This is a genomic window from Parasedimentitalea psychrophila, assembly GCF_030285785.1.
GTDB classification, from domain to species: domain Bacteria; phylum Pseudomonadota; class Alphaproteobacteria; order Rhodobacterales; family Rhodobacteraceae; genus Parasedimentitalea; species Parasedimentitalea psychrophila.
On record NZ_CP127247.1, the window covers coordinates 1,619,968 to 1,633,114 of the forward strand.

Here is a 13,147-nt window from a genome sequence, read left to right on the forward strand (position 1 = left end):
AGTGTTATCGGGACCGTCGAAGATAGACATAATAGGCGCCTGAGCCACCGTGACTGATATGGGCCGGCGTGATCTGCAATACACCCTGCGCCAGTGGCGCCAAAGACAGCCATTGTGGCACCTGATGCCGCAGCACCCCGCGAGGTGTTGGAATGGGGCCGGGCTCATCACGGTCTTTGCCCTTGCCCGTCACCACCAGTACCAGCCGCTTGCCAGAGGCCTGTGCGGACAGAATAAAACGGATCAGGGCGGGATGCGCCGAATCGACCCGCATGCCATGCAGATCCAATTTACCTTCTGGCCGCAGCTTGCCGCGTTTCATGCGGGTAAAAGCCTTTTGATCCATCTGTAGCGGAGACCGGAACAGCCGATCGGTAATTGCGGGCTTCAGATCATGTTTGAACGGTTTTTGGCGCGCATGGCTGCCAAGCTCAAAACTATCCATGCGCGGAAGTGGATGTTTCGTCGGCTTTGGTTTTGGCAGTGGCAAGGCCGGTGGCGCGCTCTGCGCGCCGGGATGCAGGCGCTCGGCCTTTTTCACCACCTCTTGCCAGAGGTCGATCTCGTCTGCCGTCAATTTCCGCCGTGTCATCAGATATCTTCCGGTAGCAGCGCATAGGCCCGTTGGATTGGTAGCAGCACAACCATTCTACCAGGATCCCGCAGCCGACCAGCCGCCTGCCCTGCTTCGTCGCCCGTGCCGTAAAATACATCCGCCCGCTGCGCGCCCTTGATAGCCGAGCCAGTGTCCTGCGCAACCATCAGACGGCGCATTTTTCCATTGCCATCCTTTTCCAACCAGACCGGCGCCCCCAACGGCGTGAATTTTGGATCCACCGCCAGACTGCGCAGGGTGGTTACTGACCTGTTCATCGCCCCCAAAGGCCCCGCAGATGAGGCCACGTTTCGCAGTTCGCGGAAAAACACGTAGGAGCGATTATGCAGCAGCAACTCGCGGCCATCAGATGGATTGCGACGAACCCAGTTCTTGATCACCTGAGCACTGACCTGATGCAAAGAATAAATTCCGCGCCTCACCAGTTCTTGGCCGATGGATCGGTAATTGTGACCATTGGAGCCACCAAAGCCAACCCGAATTGTTGATCCATCGTCCAGTCGAACACGTCCAGAGCCTTGTATTTGCAGGAAAAACAGCTCGACTGAGTCATCAACCCAAGCGATTTCCAGCCCCCTGCCCTCCATCACTCCGCTGGTCAGGATGTCGCGACGCGGCAACCATTGGCCAGCGCTCCGGGCCTCGGCTGGCATTTTGTAGATCGGGTATTGGTAGCGGCTGCTTCGATGGCGAGAGCCATCAAGCTCCGGCTCAAAATACCCGGTAAACAGGGCATTCTTTCCGTCCTCGATCAATACCGGTCGAAACAGAAGTTCAAAGAAAGCGCGTGCAGATTCAGGATCTTGCTGCCGTGCCACCGCACATATGGACAGCCAGTCCGGATCGTCAAAATCCCTGCAGGTCTGCCCGAACACCGCAAGCGCAGCCGCGTGGTCATCGCTCTCCCAGCCATCAAGCTGGGAGAAATCCAATAAGCTATAGCTGGTGTCTGCTTGCGCTCCGGCTGCAGTCATCGCCCCCCCTATCAGGCAGGCAGCGCCAAAAGCCCGCCGAAGCGCTGTGATCATGCCTCTGTGGCGATCAGAAGCCAGTTTGGATCATCTGTGCCCATGTTACGTGCAAAGGTCCAAGTATCCTTTTGACGCTTGACGGTTTTGGAATCGCCTTCGACAATATCGCCGCCCCGATCCCGCACCACTGAGGTCAACTCGGCAATGAAGCGCATCGTGATCTCGGCCCGTTGTTGGGATTCGTCGAAGGTGGCATTCACCACAGTGGTTTCGCTGACACCGATGAATTCGGCCTCGATGGTCAGACCCTGGTCTTCACGATGCGCCACCGCCTCGACAAAACTGTCAAAGATTTCTTCCGACATAAACGGTTGAATACTATCCAACTCTCCCCGTTCAAATCCCATCAGAATCATTTCATAAGCACCGCGTCCACCCTGCAGGAATTCGCTCACCGAGAAGGACGGTTCCACACGTTTCATCGCGCTCAGCGCCTTGGCATGGCTGCTGTCTTCGTCCACATGATCGGTGATGTCCCGATCCGGGCCACCTTCGATCACTTCAAAAGCAGACCTGTCCGTACGCCCGTTTGTCTTGGGCTGCGGTGGCTTTTCGAAACCTTCACGGGTGCCCAGCACATTTTTCAGGCGCAGGATCAAAAAAACGGCAATACCGGCTAAAACCAAAAGCTGGATCAAGGGAGACTCCATTTGGACCTCATAATTATGACTAGGCTTTGTAACCAAAGCTCTCAGCACTTATGTAGGTGACGGGCGCGATCAAGTCCACCGTCCCGCTAATGTGACAAGGAATCCATTCATGTACCTGCTTCTGGCCTTTCTTTTGGTGCCAATCATCGAAATTGCCCTGTTTATTCAGGTCGGTGGGATCATCGGCCTGTGGCCGACACTGGCCATCGTTGTTTTGACCGCAGTACTGGGCACCTGGCTGGTAAAATCCCAAGGTCGTATGGCGTTAGGGAAATTGCAGAGCTCGTTTCAGCAGCTTGATGACCCAACCGAGCCACTGGCGCATGGGGCGATGATCCTGGTGGCCGGCGCTTTGTTGCTGACACCGGGGTTCTTCACCGATGCCGTTGGCTTTTCTCTGCTGATGCCACCGGTACGGATGGCTGTTTTTCGGTTTTTGAGCGCGCGCGTCACAATGGCACAGTTCCAAATGGGGGCTGGTGCGGCCCAGTCGCGTCGCAATCCTGGTCAGCAGGGCGATATTATCGACGGCGATTACCAGGATGTAACGCCCAAGAAACCTCGTCAGGGTCCTTCGGGCTGGGTGGATGGCCCCGACCAAGGTTGACCTGACCCGTTGAGGTGCAGGTGCCAAACTGATATGCACAGAAAAAATAATATTTCAGGAGTAGTTCCATGGCCGAAAACGGCGCAATCGAAGGCGCACAGCCACAAGTTCAGATGAAAGTTCTGGGCCAGTTTATTCGCGACATGTCATTCGAAAACGTAATGGCACAGAAGGGCACTGGCACAGAAGCCCAGCCCGACGTCAGTGTTCAGGTCAATTTGGATGCCAAAAAGCGGACAGCTGAAAACCAGTATGAGGTGATCACCAAGCTGATCATCCAATCCAAAGTCAAAGAAACCGGCGATGTCCTGTTTGTATTTGAGCTGGAATATGTCGGTATTTTCAACATCGAAGGTGTGCCCGAAGACCAGTTGCACCCTTTCTTGCTGATCGAGTGCCCACGCATGTTGTTCCCGTTCCTGCGTCGCATCGTTTCAGATGTAACCCGCGACGGTGGTTTCCCGCCACTGAATCTGGACAACATTGATTTCGTTGCAATTTACCGCAACGAACTGGCTCGCCGTCAGGCCGAAACAGCCGCTGAGCAGCCAACCCAGTAAGCGCCGGTATTATCCGGTACGACCTCAAAACGCCGCTGATCCGTCAGCGGCGTTTTTTGATGTCACGCTTTCCAAAGGGCATCTTCATCCATTTTCCCCACAAACACATCGTGGGCCGCCTGTTCCTCCTCAGTTAGCAGGCTCTTTAACGGAACTGGCCGCGCTGCCGGGCGCCAGTCTTCCTGTGCGCCAGCTGAGGTGGTGGAGGTATTTGTTGCCAGACCAAAATCTGGCTGCCGCCCACCGATCAGCTCTAGATAGACCTCGGCCAGAATCTCGGAATCAAGAAGCGCGCCGTGCAGAACCCGGTTTGCGTTATTGATATTGAACCGACGGCAGAGCGCATCCAGCGTTGCCGGCGAGCCGGGAAATTTTTTGCGCGCAATGGCCAGAGTATCCAGCGCCTGCGCCATCGGAAGTTCTGGCAACCCCATCCGGCGAAGCTCGGCGTTCAGGAACTTCATATCGAAGCTGGCGTTGTGGATCACCATCGTGGAATCGCGCACAAAATCCAGGAAGCCCTGACCCACCTTGGCAAACAAAGGCTTGTCTTTCAGGGTGACGGCGCCGGGGCCCGGAGGCTGCGGCGGCTCCAACAGATCAGGGCCAATTCCATGTACCCCAAATGCCCCAGCCGGCATGGATCGCTGGGGGTTGATATAGACATGGTATGTCTCGCCTGTGGGCATATGGTTCCACAATTCGACCGCGCCGATTTCGACAATACGGTCGCCGGAAAATGGATCAAACCCGGTGGTTTCAGTATCCAGAACGATTTCACGCATTTGCTATCTTCTCCCGGACATCGGCAAGGATCCGCGCCACCTGCGCCCGCGCATGATCCAGCGTATCGGTGACAATCACATAGTCAGAGCGGGCGATCTTGTCTTCAATTGGCAGCTGCTTATGGCGGATTTGCAGAAATTGCTCAACACTCATCGTGCCACGCGCAAGAACTCGGCTTTGCTGGGTTTCTGCGTCGATCATCACACAGGCCACAGCATCCATTTCTTGGTTGCCGCCGATTTCAAACAGCAGCGGTATATCAAAGACCAGTATATCAGATTTGGCGGCTCTGCGAAAATCATCCCGGTCCTGCGCCACCAAAGGGTGCACGATGGATTCGATCCTTGATAAGACCTGAGGGTCCTTGGCTATCAGCTCTTTCAGCCTCATCCGGTCCACCTGGCCCTGTTTGATCGCATCCGGAAACCAGGCCTGCATCGCAGAGACAGCCGCTCCACCCTTGGCATATAGCCTGTGCACGGCGGCATCCGCATCCCAAACGGCACAGCCCGCGGTGGCAAACAGCCCAGCGGTGGTGCTTTTGCCCATCCCAATGGACCCGGTCAACCCCAGATTGAAAGTCATCTCAGTGCCGCAGCACGGGCGGCATTGTCCACTTCGGGACGCTGACCAAACCAGCGTTCAAATCCGGGCACAGCCTGATGCAACAACATGCCCAGACCATCGACCGTAGTACAGCCAATCTCCTCGGCGTATTGTAGCAATTCGGTCTTCAGCGGCGTGTAGACCAAATCCGTGACCACGGCACTGGATTGCAAACCGTCCAGCGGCACCCGAAGACGCGGCTTACCGGTCATGCCCAGGGATGTTGTATTGACCAAAAGCGCCGCCTCTTCGATCACATTTCCAGCCTGCACCCATTCCACAACCCGCAGGCGGGCGCCAAATTCCTGTTTCAACTGATCGGCGCGCGCCCGGGTGCGGTTTGACAGGATCACTTCTGACACACCGGCCTCCAGCAGCGAGGCAACCACTGCGCGACAAGCCCCACCTGCCCCCAGAACCACCGCCGGGCCTGATTCAGGATCCCAGTTCGGCGCCGCCTGAACAAGGTTGGTGATAAATCCATAGCCATCGGTATTGTCGGCCAAGATCGTGCCGTCCTTGCGGAAAATCAGCGTATTCGCCGCACCAATCAGCGTTGCCCGATCAGTGACCTGATCGGCAATCGACATCACTCTCTCTTTATGAGGGATGGTCACATTTGCACCGACAAAACCCATCTTGGGCATGGCTCGAATCACCTCTTCGAGATCCGCAGCTTCAACATGCATCGGAATATAGTGGCCAGAGATGCCGTAGGCGTTCAACCAATAGCGCTGAAGTTGGGGTGATTTTGAATGGGCCACCGGGCAGCCAATCACCGCAGCCAACGGAATTATAGCATCACTCATTGTTCGATCATCCCCTGCAGTGCCAAAAAGTTGATAATTTCCATCAGGGGTAATCCCAAGACGTTAAAGTAGTCGCCGTCAATGGCTGAGAACAACCGGACGCCCTCTTCTTCCAGTTTGTAGCCGCCAACAGCCTGTCGTATACTGTCCCAGTTGCGGGTGACATAGGCCTGTAGATAGGCATCCGAACTGTGCCGCATTTGCAGCCGCACCTGGCCAACATGTCGCCAGATCACTTCACCGTCACGACAGATCACTGCGGCGGACAACAACATATGCCACTTGCCCCGCATGGCCGTCAGTTGCGCCAGCGCCTGATTCGGGCTTTCTGGCTTTGACAGTAAGCTGCCTTCGAAATCCAACACCTGATCACAGCCTAGAACCAACGATCCAGCGGATTTGGAGCTGACGTTTTTGGCCTTCAACGCGGCCAGGGCGTCAGAAATTTCGCGCGGAGATGCCCGCTGACCCAACAGGGCAGTTTTCAGCTCCTGCTCATCCACCTCCGGGTATTGAACCTCAAATTCGATCCCCGCCTGACGCAACAATTGCGCCCGAATGGCTGATCCCGAGGCAAGAAGCATGTGGGTAGACATGTGGAAAACCCTTTGGAAAAGTTTCGGATCGTTTTGGGATGGTTTGTATGGAAATCACCCCCAAAGCAAGCTTTTGGGGTTTTTCCAATATCTCGGAAAAAAGCCGGCAGATTCGCCCTTTGAGGATAAGGATAACTTTGAACCTTGGGATATCGCAGCCATCCCAAAATACCCACCATGTTATCCCCATGGTAACCTTGGTTAACAAAACCCTAGCAGCCTTATTTCTATGGGCCGGCCAGAATTCATCCCAGAACCAAGCCGAATAACTGGAAACTTATCCATACTGGGGATAAGCCGGTGGGTGACTCACTTATCCACCGGATTCATGGGGCACTACTAAAACATCATCCTTACTTATAAATCTTATATTTATAGGAAGACCCTGCCAGCCCGAGGAAAACCGCGATGGATCTGAGTGATATCCTGTTCAGCCTCTACCCATATGCCAAGTCGCTACACATCATGGCGGTGCTCAGCTGGATGGCTGGTCTGTTTTATCTTCCACGGCTGTATGTGTATCACGTGGAGCAGGCCCAGAAGGTTCAGCACTCCATACCGATCTTCCTGATGATGGAGGACAAGCTGCTGCGGCTAATCATGCGCCCTGCAATGATTGTGACCTGGGGGGCCGGGCTGCTGATGGTGTTTACCCCCGGTGTGGTGGACTGGAGTGACATCTGGCCTTGGACAAAAGGCGCATCGGTTATTGCAATGACCGGCTTTCATCAGCTTCTTCAGGCACGCTATCGCGATCTTGCTGCGGGGCAGAACACGCTCACAGGGCGCCAGTACAGGCTGCTGAATGAGATCCCGACGCTGTTGATGGTTATCATCGTTGTATCGGTGGTTTTTAAATTCTGAGGCAATATTTGACTCCCTGAGAACGACCGCATATGTAATCTCCCAAAGCGGGCCCGTCCGGGTTAACGTGTTTTCCATTCTTCAGTGACACCGCATCCCGATTTGGGTGCATAAGGGCTGCATCAATATGACCGTCGAAACTCTGAGTCTTGCCATCCTAAAGGCAAAAAGCCCGAAATTACTTCTGGCGATGGCCGAAGAGCTGGAAATCGAAAACGCCTCGACCATGCGTAAGGGCGAGATGATGTTCCAGATTTTGCGTGAACGCGCTGATGAAGGCTGGGAAATTTCTGGTGACGGCGTGCTGGAGCTGCTGCAAGACGGTTTTGGCTTCCTGCGCTCGCCGATGGCCAATTATCTGCCGGGCCCGGATGATATCTATGTGTCGCCCGAAATGATCCGCATGCACTCTTTGCGCACCGGTGACACCATTGATGGGGTGATGAAGGCGCCACAAGAGGCTGAGCGTTATTTTGCCCTGACGACGGTTACACTGATCAATTTCGAAGACCCCGAAAAGGCCCGTCACAAGATTGCTTTTGACAATCTCACGCCGTTGTATCCGGATGAACGACTGAAGATGGAGGTCGAGGATACGCCTGGCAAAGACCGGTCTGCGCGTGTGATTGATTTGGTGGCGCCAATTGGTAAAGGTCAGCGGTCATTGGTTGTGGCACCGCCACGGACCGGTAAGACGATGATCCTGCAAAACATTGCTCACTCGATCGAAAAAAATCACCCCGAGTGTTACCTGATTGTGCTGTTGATTGACGAGCGGCCAGAAGAAGTCACCGACATGCAGCGCTCGGTTAAAGGTGAAGTCGTATCGTCGACCTTTGACGAACCCGCCACGCGCCACGTTGCCGTTGCCGAAATGGTCATCGAGAAAGCCAAACGTCTGGTTGAACATAAACGAGATGTAGTGATTCTTCTCGACTCGATCACAAGACTTGGTAGGGCCTTTAACACTGTTGTGCCATCCTCGGGCAAGGTTCTGACCGGTGGTGTGGATGCCAACGCGCTGCAACGGCCCAAGAGATTCTTTGGTGCCGCCCGAAATATCGAAGAAGGTGGCTCTTTGACAATCATCGCCACCGCCTTGATCGACACTGGATCCCGTATGGATGAGGTGATCTTTGAGGAATTCAAAGGCACCGGTAACTCGGAAATTGTTCTGGATCGCAAGATCGCTGACAAACGTGTCTATCCGGCCATCGATATTCTCAAATCCGGCACCCGCAAAGAAGAACTGCTGGTCAATAAGGTCGATTTGACCAAGACCTTTGTTCTGCGTCGGATTCTGAACCCAATGGGGCCAACGGATGCGATTGAGTTCCTGCTGTCCAAGCTGAAGCAAACCAAGTCGAACAGCGATTTCTTCGACTCGATGAACACCTGATCAGGCCGGCAGCACGAAAGGCCAACCCATGGATACGATCTTTGCTTTGGCCTCGGCTCAGGGCAAGGCAGGAGTAGCGATAATCCGCGTGTCTGGGCCTTTGGCCCATGAGGCCGGCGCGCGGCTGTCTGGCGGCACACTACCGCCTCGCGGCACCACCTTGCGTCTATTGCGTGACGAGAATGATGAGCCACTGGATCAGGCTTTGGTGCTGACTTTCTTGGCTCCAAACAGCTTTTCCGGTGAAAATACCGTTGAATTTCAAATACATGGCAGTATTGCCGTGATTTCTATCCTGTTAGATACGCTGTCCAAAATTGACGGTTTACGGTTGGCAGAGCCAGGAGAATTCACCCGACGGGCGTTGGAAAATGGAAAACTCGACCTGGCCCAGGTCGAGGGGTTGGCGGATCTGATTGATGCCGAAACCGAGGCCCAGAGAAAGCAAGCTCAAGCTGTCTTGCGCGGCGAATTGGGGCAGCTTGCCGAGCGCTGGCGACGGGATCTGATACGCGCCGCTTCGCTGATCGAAGTGACCATAGATTTTGCCGATGAAGATGTGCCCGTTGACGTAACCGCCGAGGTGTCAGCGCTTTTGTCAGGCGTCCAAAAAGACCTAGAACACGAAACCAAGGGCGTGGTGATAGCTGAGCGCATTCGAAGCGGGTTTGAGGTCGCCATTATAGGCGCCCCAAATGTCGGAAAATCTACTCTGTTGAACGCCCTGGCCGGCCGAGAGGCGGCAATTACTTCTGAATATGCCGGCACCACACGCGACGTGATTGAAGTTCGGATGGACCTTGCTGGCTTGCCCGTTACCCTGCTTGATACGGCCGGCCTGCGGGAAACCGAAGATCATGTTGAGGGAATGGGAATCGCCCTGGCGCGTAAACGAGCTGAAACTGCGGATTTGCGGGTATTCCTGGTGGAATCCGGCGATGCCCTGGATGTCAAAATGCAGACCGGCGATATTCGATTATTGCCAAAGGCCGATGAACGGCAAGATGCCACAAATTCAATTTCCGGACGAACAGGGCAGGGCATTGATCAATTGGTGTCCCATATCTCTGAGGTTCTCAAATTGCGCTCGGCGGATGTGGGTATCGCAACGCGTGCGCGCCACCGCGAGACAATGAATGCGGCTTTGTCGAGCCTTTCCGAGGCCAGAAATATTCTTCAGAAGGGCCCAGGTTTTTATGATATTGCTGCTGAAGATATGCGATCCGCAATCCGGTCCCTGGAAATGTTGGTTGGACGTGTCGGTGTCGAAAGTCTTCTGGATGAGATTTTCTTGAGTTTTTGCATTGGAAAATAGGGAGTGTTTCACGTGAAACATTCGGGTTATGACGTGATTGTTGTTGGCGGCGGACACGCCGGCACAGAGGCTGCACACGCTGCTTCCCGTATGGGTGTGAAAACGGCGCTGGTTACCCTGCACAAAAGAGACATAGGCGTTATGTCATGCAATCCGGCCATTGGAGGCCTTGGCAAGGGCCATCTGGTCCGGGAAATCGACGCTTTAGACGGTGTTATGGGGCGTGTTGCGGATAAAGCCGGCATTCAGTTTCGACTGCTCAATCGACGTAAGGGACCAGCGGTTCAGGGACCCAGGGCCCAGGCTGATCGGGCAATCTATCGCACCGAAATGCTCAAAATCACTGAATCTCAAGAAAATCTGACGATTATCCAAGGGGAAGTGATTGATTTTTTGATGGTCGGCCAAAATGTGACCGGTGTGATGCTGAGCGACGGGGCAGAACTGTCCAGCCGTGCGGTTATCCTTACGTCCGGAACCTTTTTGCGGGGTGTTATTCACATCGGTAATATCGCCAAGCCCGGTGGTCGAATGGGGGATAAACCGTCTGTAAAACTGGCGACCCGATTGGATGATTTTGATTTGCCACTGGGCCGCCTAAAAACTGGCACACCGCCGCGGTTGGACGGGCGAACAATCAACTGGGCCGAACTTCAAAGCCAACCAGGAGACGACGACCCGACATTATTCTCATTTTTGTCGGAAAAAACTCTGGCGCCACAGGTGTCTTGTGGAATCACCCATACAAGTGAGCATACCCATCAAATTATCCGGGAAAACCTGACACGATCGGCGATGTATGGCGGTCATATCGAGGGCGTGGGCCCACGCTATTGTCCTTCCATCGAAGATAAGGTTGTGCGATTCGCGGAAAAAACATCTCATCAAATATTCTTGGAACCGGAAAGTGCTACTGGCCATACGGTCTATCCAAATGGAATTTCCACCAGTCTACCTGAGGATGTGCAAAATGACTATGTGCACTCAATAGTAGGGCTGGAAAACGCCAAAATTCTGCAACCCGGGTACGCAATTGAATATGACTACGTTGATCCTAGGTCATTGTCACTGGATCTTTCCCTGAGAACGGTTCCAGGGCTGTTCCTAGCGGGTCAGATCAACGGCACCACCGGCTATGAGGAGGCGGCGGCACAGGGCTTGGTGGCCGGTCTCAACGCTGCCCGCCTTTGTTTGGGGGAGGAATCGGTGATCTTTGGCCGGTCAAATAGCTACATTGGTGTTATGATTGATGATTTGACCACCAATGGAGTAACCGAACCTTACCGGATGTTTACATCCAGGGCAGAATTCCGGCTTTCATTGCGGGCTGACAATGCAGATCAAAGACTGACTCCCTTGGCAATATCGCTTGGCTGCTGCAGCGAGAAACGGAAGGAAATTTTCCTGTCAAAAACTGAAAAGCTGGTGGAAGCTCAAGGTCTTTTGAACCAAAATTCCTACACACCGAGGCAGATTGGCGAGATTGGAATTCGGATTGGCCAGGATGGTAATCGCCGTAGTGGGCAAGATGTGTTGGCGTTTCCGGACGTGGTGTTTGAGGACCTCCTGCCACTTATTCCTGAATTGGAGGTTGTCAATAATGACATACGGCGTCAGGTTGAACGTGACGCGCTGTATGCCCACTATATTGACCGGCAGAATCGAGAAATATCAGCCATGAAGAGAGATGAGGCCTTTGTCATTCCAACTGATCTGGACTTTTCAAGTATTTCGGGACTTTCCAATGAATTGCAGGCTAAACTTCGAATGACCTTGCCACATGATCTGGCGCAAGCAGCCCGAATTGACGGTATGACTCCGGCAGCATTGGCTTTACTGCTTGCGAGATTGCGTCGGGATGGTAAGCGCCAGGGGCGTCAGTCATGAGAGAGCAGAACTTACTCGCCCAGCTGAATGTTTCACGTGAAACAATGGAGAGACTTGAAATATTTGAACAAGTGCTTCTCAAATGGAACCCAAAGATAAACCTGGTCTCACGCGCCAGTCTCAATAACTTGTGGACTCGCCACATTATTGATTCAATTCAGGTCTACCGCAGTGTGGAGGCGCCAGATCATTGGCTTGATATCGGCAGCGGCGGTGGATTTCCTGGTTTGATCGTCGGAATTATGGCGGCCGAGGAAGCCCCAAATGTAGTCGTGACGCTGATTGAAAGCGACCAGAGAAAATCTGTATTTCTGCGCACGGCGGCACGGGAATGTGGCATCAAAATCAATGTTCTCAGTGAAAGAATCGAACAAGTCGAAAGACTCGCGGCAAATGTACTATCTGCGCGCGCTTTGGCGGATCTTAATACCTTGTTAGGTTTTGCGGATCACCATCTGGATCCGGATGGAATTGCGTTATTCCCCAAGGGGGTGACCTGGAGAAAAGAGCTGGAAGAGGCACGTCAGAATTGGCGTTTTGAGGTGGATCCTATTAAAAGTTTGACTGAACCCGATGCCGTCATTTTGAAAGTAAGGGGAGTGGCCCGTGCCTGATCTGTCCCGCCCATCTGGGCCTCGCATAATTGCGATTGCAAACCAGAAAGGGGGGGTGGGGAAGACCACCACCACCATCAATCTGGCAGCCGCCTTGGTGGAATCTGGCCTGCGTGTTCTTGTGGTCGACCTGGATCCCCAGGGCAATGCCTCAACCGGTCTGGGTATCGAAATTTCAGATCGAAACCTGACAACTTATGATCTTTTGATTGGGGAGACGCCGTTAAAAGACGTGATCCGCACAACCGGGATTGAAGGTCTTTGCATTGTGCCGGCAACAGTTGATTTAAGCTCGGCCGATATTGAATTGATCGCCAATGAACGGCGTAGCTTTCTACTGCATGACGCGCTTCGCCAGACCGACATGGACGAATACGACTGGGACTATGTCTTGATTGACTGCCCGCCGTCGCTGAATCTTTTGACAGTGAATGCAATGATTGCGGCGCATTCAGTGTTGATTCCGTTGCAAAGTGAATTTTTTGCACTGGAAGGGGTGTCACAACTGATGATGACAATCCGGGATGTGCGGCAAACGGCAAATTCTGAATTGCGGATAGAAGGCATTGTTCTGACAATGTACGACAAGCGCAACAACCTGTCTCAGCAAGTGGAGCAGGACGCACGCGATAATCTGGGGGACCTAGTGTTTGAAACCAAGATTCCCCGTAATGTCAGGGTGAGTGAGGCGCCATCTTATGCGCTTCCGGTGTTGCAATACGATCCGAACTCACAGGGGGCCCAGGCTTATCGCTCGTTGGCGGTTGAGTTGATTAGAAGACATCAAAGACTTGCAGCATAACCAGG

The 13,147-nt window shown here is 53.7% G+C and carries 15 protein-coding genes; 8 read left to right on the top strand and 7 right to left on the bottom strand.

What is annotated here, in order from left to right; genetic code table 11:
* Positions 1–4: 4 nt before the first annotated feature.
* Genes QPJ95_RS07805 through QPJ95_RS07815 form a run of 3 tightly spaced genes read right to left on the bottom strand, consistent with a single transcriptional unit; the run spans position 5 to position 2,297 of the window.
* Complete coding sequence (locus QPJ95_RS07805) at positions 5–592, bottom strand: Smr/MutS family protein (protein WP_270917250.1); 588 nt, start codon at positions 590–592, stop codon at positions 5–7.
* On the bottom strand, positions 592–1,644 hold the full coding sequence (gene mltA / locus QPJ95_RS07810) for a murein transglycosylase A (RefSeq protein ID WP_270917251.1): 1,053 nt from the start codon (positions 1,642–1,644) through the stop codon (positions 592–594). Before mltA ends, QPJ95_RS07805 begins: the two co-directional genes overlap by 1 nt.
* Entirely contained in the window at positions 1,641–2,297 is a 657-nt protein-coding gene (locus QPJ95_RS07815) for a Tim44/TimA family putative adaptor protein (RefSeq protein WP_270917252.1), read from the bottom strand. Before QPJ95_RS07815 ends, mltA begins: the two co-directional genes overlap by 4 nt.
* Positions 2,298–2,406: 109 nt before the next feature.
* On the opposite strand from QPJ95_RS07815, the gene QPJ95_RS07820 reads away from it, so the two are divergent.
* Positions 2,407–2,904, top strand: a complete 498-nt coding sequence (locus QPJ95_RS07820; protein ID WP_270917253.1) for an FxsA family protein — start codon at positions 2,407–2,409, stop codon at positions 2,902–2,904.
* Between the two features lie 68 nt (positions 2,905–2,972).
* On the top strand, positions 2,973–3,464 hold the full coding sequence (gene secB / locus QPJ95_RS07825; protein WP_270917254.1) for a protein-export chaperone SecB: 492 nt from the start codon (positions 2,973–2,975) through the stop codon (positions 3,462–3,464).
* A gap of 62 nt (positions 3,465–3,526) precedes the next feature.
* Here secB and dnaQ read toward each other — a convergent pair whose 3' ends face one another.
* Genes dnaQ through QPJ95_RS07845 form a run of 4 tightly spaced genes read right to left on the bottom strand, consistent with a single transcriptional unit; the run spans position 3,527 to position 6,261 of the window.
* A complete protein-coding gene (gene dnaQ / locus QPJ95_RS07830) occupies positions 3,527–4,249 on the bottom strand; it encodes a DNA polymerase III subunit epsilon (RefSeq protein ID WP_270917255.1) in 723 nt (240 codons plus the stop codon).
* The gene (gene coaE / locus QPJ95_RS07835; RefSeq protein ID WP_270917256.1) at positions 4,242–4,835 is read right to left on the bottom strand and encodes a dephospho-CoA kinase; all 594 of its coding nucleotides are present in this window, start codon (positions 4,833–4,835) and stop codon (positions 4,242–4,244) included. Before coaE ends, dnaQ begins: the two co-directional genes overlap by 8 nt.
* Positions 4,832–5,665, bottom strand: coding sequence for a shikimate dehydrogenase (locus QPJ95_RS07840; protein ID WP_270917257.1), 834 nt, complete (start codon positions 5,663–5,665; stop codon positions 4,832–4,834). Before QPJ95_RS07840 ends, coaE begins: the two co-directional genes overlap by 4 nt.
* Positions 5,662–6,261 carry a Maf family protein gene (locus QPJ95_RS07845; protein ID WP_270917258.1) on the bottom strand — a complete coding sequence of 200 codons (600 nt, stop codon included), beginning with the start codon at positions 6,259–6,261 and terminating at the stop codon, positions 5,662–5,664. The genes QPJ95_RS07840 and QPJ95_RS07845 overlap by 4 nt, the downstream gene beginning before the upstream one ends.
* 408 nt (positions 6,262–6,669) lie before the next feature.
* Between QPJ95_RS07845 and QPJ95_RS07850 the strand changes: the two genes are divergently transcribed.
* The 6 genes from QPJ95_RS07850 to QPJ95_RS07875 all read left to right on the top strand — a co-directional run bounded on the left by QPJ95_RS07850 (position 6,670) and on the right by QPJ95_RS07875 (position 13,142).
* Positions 6,670–7,125: a CopD family protein gene (locus QPJ95_RS07850; RefSeq protein WP_270917259.1), complete on the top strand. Its 456-nt coding sequence runs from the start codon at positions 6,670–6,672 to the stop codon at positions 7,123–7,125.
* A 127-nt stretch (positions 7,126–7,252) separates the two neighbouring features.
* Positions 7,253–8,524: a transcription termination factor Rho gene (gene rho, locus QPJ95_RS07855; RefSeq protein WP_270917260.1), complete on the top strand. Its 1,272-nt coding sequence runs from the start codon at positions 7,253–7,255 to the stop codon at positions 8,522–8,524.
* Positions 8,525–8,552: 28 nt separating this feature from the next.
* On the top strand, positions 8,553–9,839 hold the full coding sequence (gene mnmE, locus QPJ95_RS07860; RefSeq protein WP_270917261.1) for a tRNA uridine-5-carboxymethylaminomethyl(34) synthesis GTPase MnmE: 1,287 nt from the start codon (positions 8,553–8,555) through the stop codon (positions 9,837–9,839).
* A 12-nt stretch (positions 9,840–9,851) separates the two neighbouring features.
* Entirely contained in the window at positions 9,852–11,726 is a 1,875-nt protein-coding gene (gene mnmG / locus QPJ95_RS07865; protein ID WP_270917262.1) for a tRNA uridine-5-carboxymethylaminomethyl(34) synthesis enzyme MnmG, read from the top strand.
* Positions 11,723–12,340, top strand: coding sequence for a 16S rRNA (guanine(527)-N(7))-methyltransferase RsmG (gene rsmG, locus QPJ95_RS07870; protein WP_270917263.1), 618 nt, complete (start codon positions 11,723–11,725; stop codon positions 12,338–12,340). The genes mnmG and rsmG overlap by 4 nt, the downstream gene beginning before the upstream one ends.
* Positions 12,333–13,142, top strand: coding sequence for a ParA family protein (locus QPJ95_RS07875; protein WP_270917264.1), 810 nt, complete (start codon positions 12,333–12,335; stop codon positions 13,140–13,142). Before rsmG ends, QPJ95_RS07875 begins: the two co-directional genes overlap by 8 nt.
* The last annotated feature ends 5 nt before the right edge of the window (positions 13,143–13,147 follow it).